Origin of the sequence: Marmoricola sp. Leaf446, assembly GCF_001424755.1 — a bacterium.
GTDB lineage: Bacteria > Actinomycetota > Actinomycetes > Propionibacteriales > Nocardioidaceae > Marmoricola.
In genome coordinates this window covers 454,393-473,459 of record NZ_LMRF01000002.1, presented here as the reverse complement: position 1 = coordinate 473,459, position 19,067 = coordinate 454,393, and the positions used below count along the sequence as shown (strand labels likewise).

Genomic DNA, 19,067 nt, shown 5'->3' with positions numbered 1-19,067 from the left:
CAATGTCCCCGTGACCCACCCCTCAGGCCTGCGCACCGGTCTCGGCACCGACGTCCACCGGCTCGTCGCCGGTCGCCCCATGCACCTCGCCGGGTTGCACTGGCCCGAGGAGGAGGTCGGGCCGGAGGGCCACTCCGACGGCGACGTGGTGCTGCACGCGATCTGCGACGCGCTGTTCTCGGCCTCCGGGCTGGGCGACCTGGGCAGCAACTTCGGCACCTCCGAGCCCCGCTGGTCCGGTGCCCCCGGCGACGACCTGCTCGCCGAGGCGCTGCGTCGCGTCCACGCCGCCGGCTGGGAGGTCGTCAACGTCGCCTGCCAGCTCGTCGGCAACCGACCGCGCTTCTCCGCGCGTCGCGCCGAGGCCGAGCAGGGGCTGCGCGAGCGCCACGACCTCGACGTCTCGCTGACCGCCACCACCACGGACGGCCTCGGTCTCACCGGCCGCGGCGAGGGCCTCGCCGCGTTCGCCACCGCTCTGCTGGTCCGCTCCCCCTGACCTCGGCCGCCCGCAGGTGCAACGATGGACCATGCAGCCCGCCCGTGGATCGCTCCTGATCTCCTCGGCGACCCTGCAGGACCCCAGCTTCGCCCGGTCGCTGGTCCTGGTCGTCGACTCCGACGACGACGGCTCGCTGGGCGTGATCCTCAACCGCCCCTCGGCCACCCCGGTGGGTGAGGTGCTGAGCGCGTGGTCCGACGTCACCACCGCCCCGCAGGTGCTGTTCTCCGGCGGCCCCGTCGAGGGCAACGCGGCGCTGGCGCTCGCGCGGCTCTCCGGGTCGCGCCGCCCCGACGCCTGGCAGCCGCTCACCCCCACGATCGGGGTGGTCGACCTCGACCGCCCCGCGGAGGACTACGTCGGCCTCGTCTCGGCGGTCCGCGTGTACGCCGGGTACGCCGGCTGGGGCGCCGGCCAGCTCGACCGCGAGATCGAGGAGGGCAGCTGGCACCTGGCGCCCGCCGAGGAGCACGACCTGTTCAGCACCAGCCCCGACACGCTGTGGCGGCAGGTGCTGCGACGTCAGCCCGGCGCGGTCGCCATGCTGGCCACCATGCCCGAGGACGCCAGCCTCAACTAGGGCCCGGAGAGGACACCCGAGACGACCATGCGCACCCGCGACAGCCTGTGGCTCGACGTCACGACGTACGGCCCCGACGACGCCCCCGTGACCGTGTTCCTCGCCCACTGCTGGACGCTCAACCAGCAGGACTGGCAGTACCAGGTGCGCGACCTGCTGGCCGAGCACGGCCACGGCATCCGGATCGTCACCTGGGACCACCGCGGCCACGGCGGCTCCTCCGACGTGACCCGTGCCGGCGCCCGGATCGAGCTGCTGGCCCGCGACTGGGGCGACCTCGTCGACCACCTCGCCCCCACCGGACCGCTCGTGCTGGCCGGCCACTCCATCGGCGGCATGGCGCTGCTCGAGCTGGCCGAGCAGCGGCCCGACCTCCTCGAGCGCGTCGTCGGGGTGGCGCTGGTCTCCACCTCCTCGGGCGACCTCGACACCGTCACCCTCGGCCTGCCCGACGTCGGCCCGCTGGTCCGCTCCCAGATCCCCCGCATGCTCGCGCTGCGCTCGATGACGCTCTCGCGCCGCGCCCGCCGCCGGGCGCCGATCACCGAGCGGCTGGTGATGCGCACCCTGCTCTTCGGCACCCCGGTCCGGCTCGGCGACATCGCGCTGGCGGTCGAGGGCCTGATCAGCTGCCCCGGCGCGACCGTGGTCGGCTACTACGAGGACTGCCTGCGCCACGACCGCGCCACCGCGCTGCAGCGGTTCGCCGGCATCCCCACCCACGTGCTGGTCGGCAGCCGCGACGTCCTCACGCCGCCCGCCCACGCCCGGGTGCTGGCCGAGGGGATCCCCGGCGCGACGCTCACCGTCGCCCCGGGCGCCGGCCACATGCTGCCGCTGGAACGCGACGCGCTGGTCTCCGCGACCCTGGTCGGGCTGCTCCGCCCGTACGCCGGGCACGCGCTGCCCGGCGACGCCGCGGCCGCCGCGTCGGCCCCGAGCCGCGACGTCGCCTCGTGACCGCCCCGCCGCCGCGCACCGCCGCCGTGCTGCTGGCCGCCGGGTCCGGCACGCGCGTCGGCGCCGACCGCAACAAGGTGCTGCTCGACCTGGTCGGCGTGCCCGTCCTGGTGTGGTCGGTGCGCACCGTGCTGGCCGTCGAGGGCGTCCACCGGGTGGTGCTCGTCGTCCGCCCCGAGGACACCGAGGCCGTCCGCGAGGCGGTCGCCCCCCACCTGGGCCCCCACGACCTCTGGGTCGTCGACGGCGGCGAGGCGCGCCACGACTCGGAGTGGCGGGCGCTGCAGGTGCTCGCCCCCGACGTCGAGGCCGGCGAGCTCGACGTCGTCGCCATCCACGACGCCGCCCGGCCGCTGGCCACGCCCGCGCTGTGGCGCGCGGTCGTCGAGGCGGCGGTGGAGCACGGCGGCGCGCTGCCCGTCACCCGGGTGCCCGCGCTCCTGGGGCGTGACGGCCGCCCCGCCCCCGACGTCGTGGCCGTGCAGACGCCGCAGGCCTTCCGCGCCCCCGACCTGCTCGCCGCCCACCGGCAGGCGCGGGCCGACGGCTTCGTCGGCACCGACACCGCCGCCTGCCTCGAGCGCTACACCGAGCTCACGGTCGTCGGCGTGCCCAGCGACACCGGCAACCTCAAGGTGACCTGGCCCGAGGACCTGGCGCTGGCCGCCGAGCTGGTCGCCGCCGGCCGTGGCGACTGAGCGACCTACGCGCCGCGGGTGGCGCTGAGGGCCGCCAGCACCTCGAGGTCGGCCTCGTCGGCGACCCGACGGGCCAGGGCCGGCGCCGGGAGGTGACGCACCGGGAAGCGGCGGGACAGCCCCGCCACGAGGCCGGCCAGGTCGTCGGTGTCGAGGTCGTCCAGCGCGGCCAGCACGGCCGCCGGGAGCACCACGGGCGAGGCGAGGGCGACGAGACCGTCGCGGTCGACGGTCGCGCCGAGCCGGAGCCGACCGTCCGGCGGCGCGTCGTACTGCTTGACGGTGTCGGTGACCGGACGCACGCCGACCACCACCGCGCCGGTGGAGCGGGCCAGCGCGATGGCCTCGAGGAGGAACTCGACCGGGGTCAGCGGGCACAGCGGGTCGTGGACGACGAGGTCGAGGCCCCGCTCGCGGACCTGCTCGAACGGCACCGCCAGGTCGTAGAGCGTCGCACCTGCGGTGGTCAGCGCCCAGGACGCCGCGGCCAGCAGGGACTCGCCGTGCACCAGCGCGAACGGCAGCGAGCCGCGCCCCTCGACGGGGACCAGCCCCAGCGGCGGGTCCGGCTCGTCGTCGTACGGCCAGTCGGTCATGGCCGCGAGCCTAGGCCGCCGGGGCCGGGACGCGACGAGCCCCCGGGACCGGGGGTCCTGGGGGCTCGTCGTGGTGACGGTGGGGCTGGGCCTAGGAGGCCAGCACCTCGTCGAGGATCGTCTCGGCCTTGTCCTCGTTGGTGTGCTCGGCGAGCGCCAGCTCGGACACGAGGATCTGGCGGGCCTTGGCGAGCATCCGCTTCTCGCCGGCCGACAGGCCCCGGTCGCGCTCGCGGCGCCACAGGTCGCGGACGACCTCGGCCACCTTCATGACGTCGCCGGAGTGGAGCTTCTCCAGATTGGCCTTGTAGCGACGCGACCAGTTGGTCGGCTCGTCGGGCACCACGGCCCGGAGCACCTCGAACACGCGGTCGAGACCGGCCTTGTCGACCACGTCGCGCACGCCGACCAGGTCGAGGTTGCAGGCGGGGACGCGGACGACCAGGTCCTGCTGGGCCACGATGCGCAGCACGAGGTACTGCTTCTCCTCGCCCTTGATGGTGCGCATCTCGATGTTCTCGATGACAGCCGCCCCGTGGTTGGGGTAGACGACCGTTTCGCCGACAGTGAAAGTCATATGTTGTGTTCCCCTTTCGAGGTGACCAGTCTAACACGGTTGCCGGGGTCCCCTTTCCTGCGTTTGTGCAGGTCAGGGCCGCTTTCAGGGCTTGACAGATCCGCATTTCGTATGTCCTGCGCGCGCGGGGGTCGAGCAGTGCGACGGCCGGGGGCGCTCGGCGGGCGCCCGGTTGCGGTGATCCGTGACGCGCGCGGGCCCGGTGGTCGATACTGCCCAGCATGAGCACCTCGGTCGCGACTCCCGACGCCACCAGCCCCTCCACCTCGCGCCGCGGCCAGCTCCGCGCGCTGCTCCGCGCCACCCATCCCCGCCAGGCGCTGGCGATCGCCCTGGTGGTGGGCCTGCTGGTGGCGCTGATGGGCCGGCCGCCGCGGGAGTGGCTGGTCAGCGCGGCCGCCGTGCTCGTCGTCCAGCTCGCGCTGGGCCTGGTCGACGACCTCCTCGACGTGGCCGAGGACACCCAGACCCAGGCGTCGGGCAAGCCGCTCGCCTCCGGGGCGGTGGTCCGCGGGGACGCGACGTACGCCCTGGCCGTGCTGCTGCTCCTCGCGGTCCCGCTGTCGCTCCAGAACGGCATCGTCGCCGGCCTGGTGCTGCTCGCGACCTTCGTCGTCGGGGTGGTCCACGACCGCTGGCTGCACCGCACCCCCCTGTCCTTCGTCGGGTGGGCTGTGACCTTCGCGCTGCTGACGGCCTTCGTCAGCTACGGCGGGTGGGGACGCGAGGCCGAGGGCAGCGCGCCCGTCACCCAGTTCGCCGTGCTCGCCGCCGTGCTCGGCGTGCTGGTGCACTTCCTGGTCGCGCTGCCCGACCTGGTGACCGACAACCGGGGCACGGTCCGCCACCTGCCACTGCGGATCGCGCTGCGCACCGGCGCCCCGAAGCTCTTCGTCGCGACCGTCGTGCTGACCGTCGGGGTGCTGGCCGCGATGGTCTGGACGGCCCTGACCGCAGGCATCGCGCGCTGAGCGATAGGCTCACCGCGCCTGCCGGATCGCGAGAGGACCCGCCCCCCATGCCGAAGAACGTCCGACGACGCCTGGCCGCCGCATCCCTGGTGCTGCTGCTGCCGACCCTGGGCGCCTGCGGCTTCGGCGCGCAGACCAACAAGGTCTACCAGCCCGCGGTCGGGGCCAACGCCCGCGGCGCGTCCGTCGACGTGCTCGGGGCCGTCGTGGTCTCCGAGGACGAGGGCTCCGGGACCTTCGTGGCCTCCCTCGTCAACACCTCGCTCGACCAGGACGACGAGCTCACCGGCATCACCGGCGAGGACGTGCAGGTCCAGCTGACCGCGCCGGTCGAGCTGCGTGCCGACGACCTCCTCAACCTCGCCGACAGCGGCGCGGCGGCGGTCGAGGGCGAGGGCATCCGCGCCGGTTCCTACACCCGTCTGACGCTGGAGTTCGGCAGCGGCCAGCAGACCGAGATCAACGTGCCGGTCGTGGCCCCCGAGGAGGAGTTCGCCGACGTCACGCCGGCCGAGCCCTCCTCGTCCACCAGCTCGTCCCCGGGCTCGTCCCCCAGTGCCTCGCCGAGCGAGTCCGCGAGCCCGTCGGCCGGGGAGTCGGCCAGTGGGTCGGCCAGCCCCTCGGAGAGCCCCTCCCCGTAGTCCGGGGCGCGTCCCGACCCTCGGGACGCGAGCTCTCACCGAAGTTTTTTCCCACCCCCTGAGCGGGGTCGTCGGGCATCCCCCGGGGCGCGCGCGGACGGCGTACGACACGGTTCCTGACGCGGTTCGGGTGCACCTTTTTCTTCCGTTCTGAGGGGGTTTTCACCTGTCGGACGTCGGGGACGGTCAGTGCAGCCCGGGGAGGGACTCCGGGGAGGGAAGGAACCACTGACATGACGCACCACCGCACGATCAGCCCGTTCATGAAGACCGCCTCGACCGGCATCCTGGCCGCCACCATGGCGCTCAGCGTGGGCCTCACCGGCACCGGCGCCGCCTCGGCCGCCACCGCCCCGTCGGCCTCGTCGTCGGCCGCGGTGTCGAAGGTCGCCGGCGAGAAGCAGCTCGGCTCGATGAAGGCGCCGATCAAGGGCGTCGCCGAGGACGGTCGCAAGGTCCGCGGCTCGTTCACGCCCACGAAGTTCGAGGTCGTCGACGGCGTCCTCACCGTCACCGGCACCCTCCAGGGCCGCGTCGTCGGCAAGGGGAAGCCGAAGCCGTTCAGCCAGGAGGTCACCACGCCCGTCCAGTCCGTCAACGGCTCGGCCCTCCAGGCGCCGGCCACCCGGGGCCAGTCGGCCCCGCTCGCGGCCGCCGCGCCCACGGCTGCCGCCCCCGGCGCCTGCGACATCCTCAACCTGGACCTGGGTCCGCTGAACCTCGACATCCTGGGCCTGCAGGTCAACCTGCAGCGCGTGGTGCTCGACATCGTGGCCCAGTCGGGCGCCGGCAACCTGCTCGGCAACCTGCTGTGCGCCGTCGCCGGCCTGCTCGACGGCGGGCCGCTGGCCGGGCTGCTCGGCCAGCTCTCCACCCTGCTCAACCAGATCCTGGGCATCCTCAACCGCTGATCCTCCTCGGGGACCGCTCGGGTCCCCGATCGGGTGCAGCACCCGGCGCCGCGTCGCCGTCCCCTGAGGGGTCGGCGGCGCGGCGTACGCACGTCGGCGGCGCGCCCGCGGCGGCCACTAGGCTCGGGCCATGAGCCAGACGCTGATCCTGCTCCGCCACGGCGAGAGCGACTGGAACGCCAAGAACCTGTTCACCGGCTGGGTGGACGTCGCCCTGACCGAGAAGGGCCGCGCCGAGGCCGTCGCCGGCGGCGAGCAGCTCGTCGAGGCCGGCCTGCTGCCCGACGTCGTGCACACCTCGCTGCTGCGACGCGCGATCACCACCGCGCACCTCGCCCTCGACGCCGCCGACCGCCACTGGATCCCGGTGCGCCGCTCCTGGCGGCTCAACGAGCGGCACTACGGCGCGCTCCAGGGCAAGGACAAGAAGCAGACGCTGGAGGAGTACGGCGAGGAGCAGTTCATGACCTGGCGCCGCTCCTTCGACACCCCGCCCCCGCCGATCGAGGACGACGACCGGTGGTCGCAGGCGGGCGACCCCCGCTACGCCGACCTCGGTGCCGACCTGCCGCGCACCGAGTGCCTGGAGGACGTCATCGCCCGGATGCTGCCCTACTGGGAGTCCGACGTGCTGCCCGACCTCGACGCCGGCCGCACCGTGCTGCTCGCCGCCCACGGCAACAGCCTCCGCGCGGTCGTCAAGCACCTCGACGGCATCAGCGACGAGGACATCGCCGGCCTCAACATCCCCACCGGCCAGCCCCTGGTCTACGAGCTCGACGACCAGCACCAGCCGCTCGAGAAGGGCGGCCGCTACCTCGACCCCGAGGCCGCCCGCGCCGCCGCCGAGGCCGTCGCCAACCAGGGTCGCTGAGGCGGTCCTCGTGCCGCTGGCCCGAACGGCTGGCTGGTCGGCTGCTGCGGCACGCGCTCGGGCGGGCGGGGGGCGCTGGGCGGGGGCTGCGGGTGGGCTTGCGGGCGGGCGCAGCGTCATACGAGGTGGTCGTCCCGACCACCCGTTCGCATGACGCGCCCCGGGACGTCATGCGCATCGGTCGCGGGAGCGACGACCTCGTATGACGCTCCGGCCCCCCGACGCCCCCGACGCCCCCGACGCCCCCCGGACGTCATCAGGATCGTGGCCTGGAGCCCACCATCTCGATGACGTCCCGGTCAGCGGGGGTGCGACCGGCGGGCGCAGCGTCGTACGAGGTGGTCGTCCCGACGCCCCGCACGTACGACGCACCCCGGGACGTCATGCGGATCGGTCGCCAGAGCGACGAGGTCGTATGACGCTCCGCCACCCGGCGCCGAGAGACCCGGCGGGACAGACCCCGGACCAGCGTCAGGCGTACTGCGGGTGCTCGCCGGTGACGAGGAAGACGACGCGACGGGCGATCGAGACGGCGTGGTCGGCGATGCGCTCGTAGTAGCGGCCGAGCAGGGCGATGTCGACGGCCGGCTCGACGCCGTAGGTCCAGTCGGAGCCGAGCAGCTCGCGGAAGGAGTTGCGGCGCAGCTTGTCCATCTCCTGGTCGACCGCCTCGAGCTCCTCGGCGGCGGCGACGTCGGACTCGGCGATGATGTGCTCGACCTTGGCGATCATCACCTCGGCGACGGCGGCCATCCGCTCGATCATCGGTACGACGGCCGGCGGGACGGCGATCTCGGGGACGCGCAGCCGGGCGATCTTGGCGACGTGGACCGCGAGGTCGCCCATCCGCTCGAACTCGCTGACCATCCGCAGCGAGGCCACCAGCATCCGCAGGTCGCCGGCCACGGGGTTCTGCAGCGAGAGCAGCTCGAAGGACCGCTCCTCGAGCTTCTCGCGGAGCGCGTCGATGTCGGCGTCGTTGCTGATCACCTGCTCGGCGCGCTGGGCGTCGCCCTCGAGCAGCGCGGTGGTCCCCGAGGTGACGGCCTCGCGGACCAGGCGGGCCATGGCGATGAGGTCGTCGCGGATCGAGTCGAGCTGGTCGGAGTAGGCGTCGCGCATGGGACTCAACCTAAGCAGTGCCGGTGAAGAGTGGGCGTCGTTGCGTGAACTGGCGGTGAACAGCCCCCGAAAGGGTGCCGAAAGGGCGATCGGGCGGGCCAACCGCAGGTGAAGACCTGCGTACGATCGCTGACGTGAGCCCGACGGTCCAGGCCCTCCTCTTCGCGCTGCTCGGGGCAGTGCTGGGTGGGGGCACGGTGCTCGCGTTCCGCATCTCCGAGCGCCAGCGCCGCGCGCCCGAGCCGCCCGAGCCGCCGCTGCCGCCGGGCGTGGCCGCCGTGCTGTCGGTGCTGCGCAGCAGCGCGCTGGTCGTCGACGGCAGCGACAGCGTGCTCAAGGCCTCCGCGCCCGCGGTGGCGATGGGCATCGTGCGGGGCCACGAGATCACCGAGCGCGAGCTGGCCGACCTGGTCCGCCAGGTACGCCGGGACGGCCAGATCCGCGAGACCGAGCTGCTCATGCACCGCTCGGGGCTGCCCCCGCGCCACGTGACCGCCCGCGTGGCCCCGCTGAGCTCCCAGCTGGTCCTGGCCCTGGTCGAGGACCGCACCCGCGAACGGCGGGTGGAGTCGATCCGGCGCGACTTCGTGGCCAACGTCAGCCACGAGCTCAAGACGCCGGTCGGCGCGATCAAGCTGCTCAGCGACGCCGTGATCGACGCCGCCGACGACCCGGAGGCGGTGCAGCGCTTCGCCGGCCGGATGCACACCGAGAGCGACCGGCTGGCCCGGCTGGTGCAGCAGATCATCGAGCTGTCGCGGCTGCAGGGCGACGACCCGCTCGTCGAGCCCGTAGCGGTCGACGTCGACGGCATCGTGGCCCGCGCGATCGACGAGTCCTCCACCGACGCCCAGGCCCGCTCGATCACGGTCACCCAGCAGGGGCAGCGCGGCCTGGCGCTGCTCGGCAACCGCGAGCAGGTGGCCGTCGCGCTCGGCAACCTGGTGGCCAACGCGGTGGCGTACTCCCCCGAGGGCTCCACCGTCGTGGTCTCCGCCAGCGCGCACGAGACCACCGTCGACCTCGCCGTGACCGACCAGGGCATCGGCATCCCCTCGGGCGAGATCGACCGCATCTTCGAGCGCTTCTACCGCGTCGACCCGGCTCGCCACCGGTCCACCGGCGGCACCGGGCTCGGCCTGTCGATCGTCAAGCACGTCGCCGCCTCCCACGGTGGCGAGGTGCGGGTCTGGTCGGTCGAGGGCCAGGGGTCGACCTTCACGCTCACGCTGCCGCGCAAGCCCGGCGTACCCCGTGCGTCCGCCCAGGACGCCCCCGAACCGCTCAAGGAGAACGCATGACCCGCGTGCTGGTCGTCGAGGACGAGGAGAGCTACAGCGACGCCCTCGCCTACATGCTCCGCAAGGAGGGGTTCGAGGTCGCCATCGCCGCGACCGGGCCCGACGCGCTGACCGAGTTCGACCGGGCGGGGGCCGACATCGTGCTGCTCGACCTGATGCTCCCCGGCCTCCCCGGCACCGAGGTGTGCCGGCAGATCCGGCAGACCTCCAACGTGCCGGTGATCATGGTCAGCGCCAAGGACGACGAGGTCGACAAGGTGGTCGGGCTCGAGCTCGGCGCCGACGACTACGTCACCAAGCCCTACTCCCCCCGCGAGCTGGTCGCCCGCATCCGCGCCGTGCTGCGCCGCGGCGCCGAGCCCGACCTGGCGCCCTCGACGCTCGAGGTGGGCGCGGTCCGCATGGACGTCGAGCGCCACATCGTCACCGTCGGCGGGCACGAGGTGCGGCTGCCGCTCAAGGAGTTCGAGCTGCTCGAGATGTTCCTGCGCAACCCGGGCCGGGTGCTGACGCGCGGCCAACTGATCGACCGCGTGTGGGGCTCGGACTACGTCGGCGACACCAAGACCCTCGACGTCCACGTCAAGCGGCTGCGCGCCAAGCTCGAGGACAACCCGGCGGAGCCGACGCTGCTCACCACGGTCCGCGGGCTCGGCTACAAGCTCGACCTGTAGCCCGGCGCGGTCCCGGCGCACGGCAGACTGGCGCGGTGACGGTGCGCCAGGTCGGGGTCGAGGAGGAGCTGCTGCTGGTCGACCCCGCGACGGGGCGGCTGACGGCGGTCTCGCGGCAGGCGGTGCGCGCCCACGAGGCCGCGCCCGCCCCCGACGCGCCGGTCGAGGCCGAGCTGTTCCTCCAGCAGATCGAGACCCAGACGCCGCCCACCGCCGACCTCGACGAGCTCGACGTCGCGCTGCGCCGCAGCCGCCGCGCCGTCGGCGAGGCCGCGGCCGAGGCCGGTGCGGCGGCCGTCGCGATCGGCACGCCCGTGCTGGTCGACGGCCAGGTCACCATCACCCCGCAGCCGCGCTACCTCCGGATCCGCCAGGAGTACGCCGAGCTCGCCCACTCGGCGCTGGCCTGCGCGATGCACGTCCACGTCGACATCGAGAGCCCCGAGGAGGGCGTCCGCGTGCTCGACGGGATCGCCCCGTGGCTGCCCGTGCTGCTGGCGGCGAGCGCCAACTCGCCGTACCTCGAGGGCCGCGACACCGGCCACGCCAGCTGGCGCTCGCAGATCTGGGGTCGCTGGCCCTCGCACGGCAGCGGCGAGCCGTTCGGCGACGTCGCGACCTACCACCGGGTGGTGGAGCAGCTGGTCGGGTGGGGCGCCGCCCTCGACCCGGCGATGGCCTACTTCGACGCCCGTCTGGCCGCCGACCTGCCCACCGTCGAGGTGCGCGTGGCCGACGTCTGCACCGAGGTCGAGGACGCCGTCGTCGTCACCGCGCTCGCCCGGGCGCTGGTCACCACGGCCGCGGCGGCCGACGCCCCCGCCGCGTGGCGCGGCGACCTGCTCCGCGCCGCCTCCTGGCGCGCGGCCCGGCACGGCCTGGCCGAGCGGCTGGTCGACCCGGCGGCGCAGGTCCTGGCCCCGGCCCGCGAGGTCCTGGCCTCCCTCGTCGCGCACGTCCGGCCCGCGCTCGAGGAGGCCGGCGACGTCGCGCGGGTCGAGGACGGCCTCGAGGCGCTGCTGGCCCGCGGCGGTGGCGCCACCCGGCAGCGCGCGGTGTTCGAGCGCACCGGCTCGCTCGAGGCGGTCGTGGCCGACGTGCGGGAGCGGACCGAGGCGTCCTGGCAGGCGGGGTAGCCCCTCCCGAGCGCTGGCGCGATCTCGGCGCACGACGTCCGATCTCCGCGTGACAGCGTGTCGGTGGTCGTCCCTACGCTGGTCCGGTGACCCCCACCCCCACCGTGCCGCGCTGGCTCCCGCTGGCCGCCGTCGCCACGACCCTGGTCCTCTGGGCCTCGGCGTTCGTCGCGATCCGCCACCTCGGTGACGACTTCTCCCCCGGCGCGCTCTCGCTCGGCCGGCTGCTGGTCGGGGCGCTGGCGCTGGCCGCGGTGGCGCTGCCCCAGGGCCGGCCGCGCCCGACGCGGTCGCAGTGGGTGCGACTGGTGGCGATCGGGCTGCTGTGGTTCGGGCTCTACAACCTCACCCTCAACGCCGGCGAGCTGCTGGTCGACGCCGGCACCGCCTCGATGCTGGTGCAGGTCGCGCCGGTGCTGATCGCGCTGCTGGCGGCGCTGTTCCTCGGCGAGCGGTTCACCACCGGCCTCGGCCTCGGCCTGGCGCTGGCGTTCGGCGGCGTCGCGCTGATCTCGGTCTCGACGTCGTCCGCGGGTGCCGGCAGCGACGTGACCGGGGTGCTGCTCGTGCTGGTCAGCGCCGTGGCGTACGCCGTGAGCGTGGTCCTGCAGAAGCCGCTGATGGGCACCCTCTCGGCCGTCCACGTCACCTGGATCGCCTGCACCGTCGGGGCCGTGGCGTGCCTGCCGTTCGGCGGACAGCTGGTGGGCGAGCTGCGCGAGGCGCCCGCCTCCTCGATCTGGTGGCTGGTCTTCCTCGGGGTGTTCCCGACCGCGATCGCCTTCACGACCTACGCCTTCGCGCTGCGCCACATGAGCGCCTCCAGCCTGGGCGTCACGACCTACCTCGTGCCGCCGATCACCGTCGTGCTCGGGCTGGTCTTCCTTGGCGAGGCCCCGCCGACGATGGCCTACGCCGGCGGCGTGCTCGCGCTCCTCGGCGTCGCCGTCGCCCGACGACGCCCGCGGCCGCGCACGCCCACCCCGGGCGAGCCGGCCCCGGTCGGCAGCCGGGGCTGAGGGGGGTCAGGCCGGCTCGTCGGCCGGCGACCCCAGGTCGTCGAGCCGCAGCGGCCCGCGGAACGCCGCGAGGTTGCGCACCGACTCGCCGCGCGAGATCCGCCACTCCCACTCCTTGCGGATCGAGGAGGCGAACCCGAGCTCGAGCAGCGTGTTGAACGAGCCGTCGGCGTACTCCAGGACCGAGCCGAGCAGCCGGTCGACGCCGTCGGCCGTCGCCGCCTCGAGCGGCAGCCGGGCGTCGAGGTAGATGTCGCCCACCCCGTCGAGCGCGAACCCGAAGGCGAACATCTTCATGTTGCGCTCCAGCATCCAGCGGTAGACCCCGGTGTGGTTCTCGTCGGGCTGGCGGCACACGAAGGCGTGGACGCCCAGCGCGTGCGGTCCGACGTCGAAGCGGCACGGCGTCTGCAGCTTCTTCTCCCCCGGCAGGTCGACGCTCAGCGAGGTCCGCGACAGCGGCGTCCAGTCCAGGCCCGCCTCGCGCAGCACCGCGAGCACGGAGTCCAGCGCGCGCTGCCGCTCCGGGGCCAGGGGCTCGTCGGACACGGCGTCGTCGGCGGCGGACTCGGGAGCGGCGTCGGGAGAGGTCACGCCTCCCAGGGTGGCAGAGCCCGCCCAGGGTCGCGGGCGAGCAGGGCTAGAGCGCGACGCCGCTGATGTCGGCGCGCATCTTCTCCTGGGCGCCGCGGTAGACCGCGAGCATCCGCTCGGCGGTCCGGTCCCAGCCGAACTGCTCGGCGTGGGTGCGGGCGCCGCGCGCCAGCCGCTCGCGCAGCCCGGGCTCGAGCAGCACCCGCCCGAGCGCGGCGGCGTACGCCTCGGGCTCGTGGCCCTCGACCAGCAGCCCCGAACCCTCGTCACGCACCGCGGTGGTCAGCCCGCCGACGGCGGCCGCGACGACGGGGGTGCCGGTCGCCTGGGCCTCGACGGCGACCAGCCCGAAGCTCTCGTTGTACGACGGGACGCACACCACGCTCGACGCGGCGTACCAGTCGACCAGGCGGGCCTGCTCGACCGGCTTCACGAACCGCACCTGGTCGCTGATGCCGAGCTGCTCGGCCAGCCGGACGAGGCCGTCGGGCTGCTCCAGCCCCGACCCGGACGGGCCGCCGACGATCGCGACGGTGAGGCTGCGCCGCAGCTCGGGCCGCCGCTCGAGCAGGACCGCGACCGCCCGCAGCATCACGTCGGGCGCCTTGAGCGGCTGGATGCGCCCCACGAAGGTGACGACGTGGCCCTGCGCCGGCAGCCCCAGCCGCTCGCGGGCACCGGCGACGTCGCCGCCGCGGAAGGTGTCGAGGTCGACGCCGGGATGGACGACCTCGACGCGACCGGGGTCGGCGTCGTAGAGGTCGATCAGCTGCGAGGCCTCGTCGTCGGTGTTGGCCACGAGCATGTCGGCGGCCGCGACCACCTGCTCCTCGCCGATCAGCCGCGCCATCGGCTCGGGGGTGTCGCCCTCGGCGAGAGCGGCGTTCTTGACCTTGGCCATGGTGTGCATCGTGTGCACGAGCGGCACGCCCCACCGGTCGCGCGCCAGCGCGCCGACCTGGCCGCTGAGCCAGTAGTGGCTGTGCACGAGGTCGTAGTAGCCGACCGGGTGGTAGGCCTCGGCCCGCAGCACCTCGCGGGCGAAGACGCACAGCTGGGCGGGCAGCTCGTGCTTGGTCAGTCCCTCGTAGGGACCGGCCGAGACGTGGTGGACGCGGATGCCGTCCTGCACCTCGACCACCGGCGCCGAGGTGCTCGACGTGGCGCGGGTGAAGACGTCGACCTCGACGCCCCGGGCGGCCAGCCGCTTGGACAGCTCCAGCACGTAGACGTTCATCCCACCGGCGTCGCCGGTGCCGGGCTGGTCGAGCGGCGAGGTGTGCAGGCTGACCATCGCGACGCGGCGCAGGGCGTCGTCGTGGGCGGACGCGGGCTGCGTCATGCTCGGCCTCCGGTGGGGTGGGTGCTGCCTATCATGACTCGCGAGACCCACCGGTCCGCGGTGAGGTCGACGTGACCCCTCGGAGGACCCGTGACCCGCCGCTCGACCCGCACCGCCCTCGTGACCGGCGCCAGCAGCGGCATCGGTGCCGCCACCGCCCGGGCCCTGGCCGCCGACGGCTTCTCCGTCGTGTGCGCCGCCCGACGCTCCGACCGGATCGAGGCCCTGGCGCAGGAGATCGGCGGCACGGCCGTGGTCTGCGACGTCACCGACGCCGCCTCCGTGCAGGCCCTGGCCGAGGGCCTGGAGTCGCTCGACGTGCTGGTCAACAACGCCGGTGGTGCCTTCGACGCGGCGTCCGTGGAGACCGCCGACCCCGAGACCTGGGCCCGGATGTACGACGTCAACGTGCTCGGCGTGCTGCGGGTGACCCAGGCCCTGCTGCCCGCGCTGCGCGCCGACGGCGGCGGACTGGTCGTCAACATCGGCTCCACCGCGGGCCGGGTCGCCTACGAGGGCGGCGGCGGCTACACCGCGGCCAAGCACGGGCTCAAGGTCGTCACCCAGACGCTGCGGCTCGAGCACGTCGCCGAGCCGCTGCGCTTCACCGAGGTCGCCCCCGGCATGGTCGCGACCGAGGAGTTCGGGCTGGTCCGCTTCGGCGGCGACCAGGACAAGCGCGACAAGACCTACGAGGGCGTGGCCGAGCCCCTGGTGGCCGAGGACGTCGCCGAGGTCGTCCGCTGGGTCGCCTCGCTGCCCGCCCACGTCGACATCGACGAGGTCGTCGTACGTCCCCGGGCGCAGGCCGCCCAGCACAAGGTGCACCGCGAGGGCTGAGACCCGGGGCCCTCAGCCCTTGTCGAACACCGTGCCGCGCCGGGTGGCGGTGGCGTCGTCCTCGTCGACGGCGAAGCAGCTGGCGACGTAGGCGCCCTGCTTGGTCGGCCACTGGTCGACCGCACCGGGGTAGGCCTTGGCGACGACGCCGTCGGGGCCGGTGGAGACGCGGCGGAAGAGCGTCTGGCAGACCCGGTCGAGCTTGGCGTACTCCGCGTCACTCAGCGCCACGAACTTGCCGTCCGTCCCCTCGCGCACGGCCCGGCGGCCGTTGACGTCGCCGCGGGCGACGGCGGCGTTGAGCACCATCTCGGCGATCTCCTCGCCCTCGTGGGGCGTGGTGCAGGGCACCCGCTTGCCGGGCACGTCGACGCAGACGCGCTCGGCGACCGGCACCTCGGTGGTGGTCAGGTCGGACATCCGCAGCGTGCCGGGCTCGTCCTGCTCGAAGGTGCACACGAAGCGGCGCTGGCCCTCCTCCCACAGGTTGGCCGGGAACGGGTCCCACGCGACGTGCAGGTTGCTGCGCTCGGCGAGCGCGGGACCGAGCTGCACCGGCAGACCGCCGGCGCGCTGCTGCGCCCGGCCGTACGCCGTCCCGGCCAGGCAGCGCTGGTTGACCTGGTCGCGCACCTTGGCCTGCAGCGGGGAGTCCTGGTCGAGCAGCGTCGCGTAGGAGGTGACCTGCTCGTCGAGGCCCCGCGGCAGAGCGACGGTGGCGTAGAGCTCGAGCGCGTGCGGCTCGGCGCAGTCGACCTGCTCCGAGAAGGCCGCGTCGTCGCGCATCGACTCCCCGAGGGCGGCGTCGCCGTCGGCGTGCTCCTCGACCCAGTCGGCGAAGCCGTCGTCGCCCAGCACCGCGGGCAGCTGCTGGTCGCCCCAGCAGGTGCCGGCCTCGAGCGCAGCGGCCGGGAGCTGCGCCGACGGGGACCCCGAGGGGGTGCCGGACGCGTCGGCGCCGGGGTCGCCACCGGGGTCGCTGCCGCCGGAGCAGGCGGTCAGCACGAGGGCCGGGAGGAGCACGGCGAGCAGGGTGCGGGCGGGCCCACGGGTGGGCCTACGGACGGGTCGGGGTGCTGCGGGCATGCCCACCAATGTCGCACGACCCACCAGCGCGGGCCGAAACGCCGTCAGCCGGTGGGGGCACCCAGGGCGGCCGCGATCCGCGTGACGGCCTCGTCGACCTGGCCGGCGGCCAGCGCGTGGGCCTCCTCGCCGCGACGGTAGGGGTCGGCCACGTCGTACTCCTCCAGGGCGGCGCGCGAACGCTCCCGCCCCGCCGCCGCGACCAGCGCGGCCGGGTCGGCCTGCGGGCCCACGACGTCGACGAGCGCGGCGAGCTCGCGCAGCGTGAAGGTGCGGCGCAGCGCGACCGGCGACTCCTGCAGCACCCGCGCCCGGATCTCCCTGGTCGCGGTGAGCACCAGGTCGGCGTCCCGCACGACCGACTCGGTCAGCTGACGGGCGGCGAACCCGTCGGCCGAGCCACCGAGACGCTCCAGGTGCGCGGCCGCCTCGGGGTCCATCGGCTGGCCCACCAGGGCACCGACGCCGGCGCTGGAGACCGCGAAGTCCTCGCCCAGCCGGGCGGCCAGCAGCCGCTCACCGAGGGGCGAGCGGCACACGTTGCCCACGCACACGACCAGGATCCGGTACGCCGCCACGCGCCCACCCTAGTGACGCGCGGCACCGCCTCGTCACCGGCCGGTCACCGCCCGGCCACGGCACCGTGCGGGGCACGACCGCCCGGCCGATAGACTGACCCGTCGCCTCCTCACCCCTGAGTCGAGCGACCTCCTCGAACCGAAGGTCTTCCGCATGTCCACGCCCTCCCCCAGCTCGGCCGGTGCGAGCTCCCGCACCGATCTCCGCAACGTCGCGATCGTCGCGCACGTCGACCACGGCAAGACCACGCTCGTGGACAAGATGCTGTGGCAGGGCGGTGCGTTCGGTGCCCACCAGCACGTCGACGAGCGGGCCATGGACTCCGGTGACCTCGAGCGCGAGAAGGGCATCACGATCCTCGCCAAGAACACCGCGATCCACTACGCCGGCCCCTCGGCCGACGGCAAGCCGATGACCATCAACATCATCGACACCCCGGGCCACGCCGACTTCGGTGGCGAGGTCGAGCGCGGCCTGTCCATGGTCGACGGCATCGTCCTCCTGGTCGACGCCTCCGAGGGCCCGCTGCCGCAGACCCGCTTCGTGCTGCGCAAGGCGCTCAACGCCGACATGCCGGTCGTGCTCGTGGTCAACAAGACCGACCGCGGCGACGCCCGCATCGCCGAGGTCGTCGACGAGACCTACGAGCTCTTCATGGACCTGCTCGACGAGTCGCACAGCCAGGACGCGCTCGACTTCCCGGTCGTCTACGCCTCGGCCCGCGCCGGCAAGGCCTCGCTGGAGGCGCCCGAGAACGGCGCCGTGCCCGACTCCGAGGACCTCGAGCCGCTGTTCCGCACCATCCTGGAGACGATCCCCGCCCCGACGTACACCGAGGGCGCGCCGCTCCAGGCCCACGTCACCAACCTCGACGCCAGCCCCTTCCTCGGCCGGCTCGCGCTGGTCCGGGTCCACGAGGGCACGCTGAAGAAGAACCAGACCGTGGCCTGGATGCGCACCGACGGCACCACCAAGAACGTCAAGATCACCGAGCTCCTCGTCACCGAGGCGCTCGAGCGCAAGCCCGGCGAGTCCGCCGGCCCCGGCGACATCGTCGCCATCGCCGGCATCCCCGACATCATGATCGGCGAGACCCTCGCCGACGCCGAGAACCCCGTCGCGCTGCCGCTGATCAAGGTCGACGAGCCCGCGATCTCGATGACCATCGGCACCAACACCTCGCCGCTGGCCGGCCGCGGCCCGACCAAGAACACCAAGGTCACCGCCCGCCTGGTCAAGGACCGGCTCGACGCCGAGCTGGTCGGCAACGTCTCGCTCCGCGTCCTGCCCACCGAGCGTCCCGACGCCTGGGAGGTCCAGGGCCGTGGCGAGCTCGCCCTGGCCATCCTGGTCGAGCAGATGCGTCGCGAGGGCTTCGAGCTGACCGTCGGCAAGCCGCAGGTGGTCACGCGCGAGGTCAACGGCAAGCTCCACGAGCCGGTCGAGCGCCTCACCATCGACGCGCCGGAGGAGTACCTCGGCGCGATCACCCAGCTGCTCGCCGTCCGCAAGGGCCGCATGGAGCAGATGACCAACCACGGCACCGGCTGGGTCCGCATGGAGTTCCTGGTCCCCGCCCGCGGCCTGATCGGCTTCCGCACCGAGTTCCTCACCGAGACCCGCGGCACCGGCATCGCCCACCAGGTCTTCGAGGGCTACGAGCCCTGGGCCGGCGACATCCGCTCGCGCTCCAACGGCTCGTTGGTGGCCGACCGGTCGGGCGCCGCCACGGCGTACGCCATGACCAACCTGCAGGAGCGCGGCGTGATGTTCCTCGAGCCGGCCACCGAGGTCTACGAGGGCATGATCGTCGGCGAGAACTCCCGCTCCGACGACATGGACGTCAACATCACCAAGGAGAAGAAGCAGACCAACGTCCGCGCCTCCTCCTCGGACAACTTCGAGAAGCTGGTCCCCGCCAAGCGGCTCTCCCTCGAGCAGTCGCTGGAGTTCTGCCGCGAGGACGAGTGCGTCGAGGTCACCCCCGACGCCGTCCGGATCCGCAAGGTCGACCTCGACGCCAACACCCGCGGCCGCACCGCCGCCCGCGCCCGCCGCGGCTGA

The 19,067-nt window shown here is 74.0% G+C and carries 21 protein-coding genes; 14 read left to right on the top strand and 7 right to left on the bottom strand.

From position 1 onward, the window contains the following. Positions 1 to 10 precede the first annotated feature (10 nt). The 4 genes from ispF to ASG49_RS10260 are packed head-to-tail and all read left to right on the top strand — an operon-like array spanning position 11 to position 2,740. On the top strand, positions 11 to 499 hold the full coding sequence (gene ispF, locus ASG49_RS10275) for a 2-C-methyl-D-erythritol 2,4-cyclodiphosphate synthase (RefSeq protein WP_255355121.1): 489 nt from the start codon (positions 11 to 13) through the stop codon (positions 497 to 499). A 31-nt stretch (positions 500 to 530) separates the two neighbouring features. Beyond that, positions 531 to 1,082, top strand: a complete 552-nt coding sequence (locus ASG49_RS10270; protein ID WP_056541099.1) for a YqgE/AlgH family protein — start codon at positions 531 to 533, stop codon at positions 1,080 to 1,082. A gap of 27 nt (positions 1,083 to 1,109) precedes the next feature. Continuing rightward, entirely contained in the window at positions 1,110 to 2,042 is a 933-nt protein-coding gene (locus ASG49_RS10265) for an alpha/beta fold hydrolase (RefSeq protein ID WP_056541096.1), read from the top strand. Beyond that, complete coding sequence (locus tag ASG49_RS10260; RefSeq protein WP_056541093.1) at positions 2,039 to 2,740, top strand: 2-C-methyl-D-erythritol 4-phosphate cytidylyltransferase; 702 nt, start codon at positions 2,039 to 2,041, stop codon at positions 2,738 to 2,740. Before ASG49_RS10265 ends, ASG49_RS10260 begins: the two co-directional genes overlap by 4 nt. A gap of 5 nt (positions 2,741 to 2,745) precedes the next feature. Here the strand turns inward: ASG49_RS10260 and ASG49_RS10255 are convergent, their stop codons facing one another. Further along, the gene (locus tag ASG49_RS10255; RefSeq protein WP_056541089.1) at positions 2,746 to 3,336 is read right to left on the bottom strand and encodes a 2-C-methyl-D-erythritol 4-phosphate cytidylyltransferase; all 591 of its coding nucleotides are present in this window, start codon (positions 3,334 to 3,336) and stop codon (positions 2,746 to 2,748) included. A gap of 91 nt (positions 3,337 to 3,427) precedes the next feature. Then, complete coding sequence (locus ASG49_RS10250; protein WP_056541086.1) at positions 3,428 to 3,913, bottom strand: CarD family transcriptional regulator; 486 nt, start codon at positions 3,911 to 3,913, stop codon at positions 3,428 to 3,430. A 221-nt stretch (positions 3,914 to 4,134) separates the two neighbouring features. On the opposite strand from ASG49_RS10250, the gene ASG49_RS10245 reads away from it, so the two are divergent. The 4 genes from ASG49_RS10245 (at position 4,135) to ASG49_RS10230 (ending at position 7,310) form a co-directional block, all read left to right on the top strand. Further along, a complete protein-coding gene (locus ASG49_RS10245) occupies positions 4,135 to 4,884 on the top strand; it encodes a UbiA family prenyltransferase (RefSeq protein WP_056541084.1) in 750 nt (249 codons plus the stop codon). Between the two features lie 47 nt (positions 4,885 to 4,931). Continuing rightward, positions 4,932 to 5,525, top strand: coding sequence for a hypothetical protein (locus tag ASG49_RS10240; protein ID WP_056541079.1), 594 nt, complete (start codon positions 4,932 to 4,934; stop codon positions 5,523 to 5,525). Positions 5,526 to 5,758: 233 nt separating this feature from the next. Continuing rightward, entirely contained in the window at positions 5,759 to 6,436 is a 678-nt protein-coding gene (locus tag ASG49_RS10235; protein ID WP_056541077.1) for a hypothetical protein, read from the top strand. A 130-nt stretch (positions 6,437 to 6,566) separates the two neighbouring features. Further along, the gene (locus tag ASG49_RS10230; RefSeq protein WP_056541074.1) at positions 6,567 to 7,310 is read left to right on the top strand and encodes a phosphoglyceromutase; all 744 of its coding nucleotides are present in this window, start codon (positions 6,567 to 6,569) and stop codon (positions 7,308 to 7,310) included. Positions 7,311 to 7,781: 471 nt separating this feature from the next. Here ASG49_RS10230 and phoU read toward each other — a convergent pair whose 3' ends face one another. Further along, a complete protein-coding gene (gene phoU, locus ASG49_RS10225; RefSeq protein ID WP_056541071.1) occupies positions 7,782 to 8,432 on the bottom strand; it encodes a phosphate signaling complex protein PhoU in 651 nt (216 codons plus the stop codon). Between the two features lie 134 nt (positions 8,433 to 8,566). Between phoU and ASG49_RS10220 the strand changes: the two genes are divergently transcribed. The 4 genes from ASG49_RS10220 to ASG49_RS10205 all read left to right on the top strand — a co-directional run bounded on the left by ASG49_RS10220 (position 8,567) and on the right by ASG49_RS10205 (position 12,562). Next, a complete protein-coding gene (locus ASG49_RS10220) occupies positions 8,567 to 9,733 on the top strand; it encodes a cell wall metabolism sensor histidine kinase WalK (protein WP_056541068.1) in 1,167 nt (388 codons plus the stop codon). After that, on the top strand, positions 9,730 to 10,407 hold the full coding sequence (locus ASG49_RS10215; RefSeq protein WP_056541066.1) for a response regulator transcription factor: 678 nt from the start codon (positions 9,730 to 9,732) through the stop codon (positions 10,405 to 10,407). Before ASG49_RS10220 ends, ASG49_RS10215 begins: the two co-directional genes overlap by 4 nt. A 35-nt stretch (positions 10,408 to 10,442) precedes the next feature. After that, on the top strand, positions 10,443 to 11,543 hold the full coding sequence (locus ASG49_RS10210) for a glutamate--cysteine ligase (RefSeq protein WP_056541063.1): 1,101 nt from the start codon (positions 10,443 to 10,445) through the stop codon (positions 11,541 to 11,543). An 86-nt stretch (positions 11,544 to 11,629) separates the two neighbouring features. Continuing rightward, entirely contained in the window at positions 11,630 to 12,562 is a 933-nt protein-coding gene (locus ASG49_RS10205) for a DMT family transporter (RefSeq protein WP_235562014.1), read from the top strand. A 6-nt stretch (positions 12,563 to 12,568) separates the two neighbouring features. Here ASG49_RS10205 and ASG49_RS10200 read toward each other — a convergent pair whose 3' ends face one another. Both ASG49_RS10200 and mshA read right to left on the bottom strand, forming a co-directional pair. Next, a complete protein-coding gene (locus ASG49_RS10200; RefSeq protein WP_304437956.1) occupies positions 12,569 to 13,063 on the bottom strand; it encodes a YbjN domain-containing protein in 495 nt (164 codons plus the stop codon). Between the two features lie 139 nt (positions 13,064 to 13,202). After that, entirely contained in the window at positions 13,203 to 14,498 is a 1,296-nt protein-coding gene (gene mshA / locus ASG49_RS10195; RefSeq protein WP_056541059.1) for a D-inositol-3-phosphate glycosyltransferase, read from the bottom strand. A gap of 90 nt (positions 14,499 to 14,588) precedes the next feature. Here mshA and ASG49_RS10190 point away from each other — a divergent pair, with 90 nt between their 5' ends. After that, positions 14,589 to 15,338 carry an SDR family oxidoreductase gene (locus ASG49_RS10190; RefSeq protein WP_056541057.1) on the top strand — a complete coding sequence of 250 codons (750 nt, stop codon included), beginning with the start codon at positions 14,589 to 14,591 and terminating at the stop codon, positions 15,336 to 15,338. Between the two features lie 12 nt (positions 15,339 to 15,350). Here the strand turns inward: ASG49_RS10190 and ASG49_RS10185 are convergent, their stop codons facing one another. Further along, positions 15,351 to 16,361, bottom strand: coding sequence for a hypothetical protein (locus tag ASG49_RS10185; protein WP_056541054.1), 1,011 nt, complete (start codon positions 16,359 to 16,361; stop codon positions 15,351 to 15,353). Between the two features lie 107 nt (positions 16,362 to 16,468). Next, on the bottom strand, positions 16,469 to 17,002 hold the full coding sequence (locus ASG49_RS10180) for a low molecular weight phosphatase family protein (RefSeq protein WP_056541051.1): 534 nt from the start codon (positions 17,000 to 17,002) through the stop codon (positions 16,469 to 16,471). 154 nt (positions 17,003 to 17,156) lie between these two features. On the opposite strand from ASG49_RS10180, the gene typA reads away from it, so the two are divergent. Beyond that, complete coding sequence (typA, locus tag ASG49_RS10175; protein ID WP_056541049.1) at positions 17,157 to 19,067, top strand: translational GTPase TypA; 1,911 nt, start codon at positions 17,157 to 17,159, stop codon at positions 19,065 to 19,067.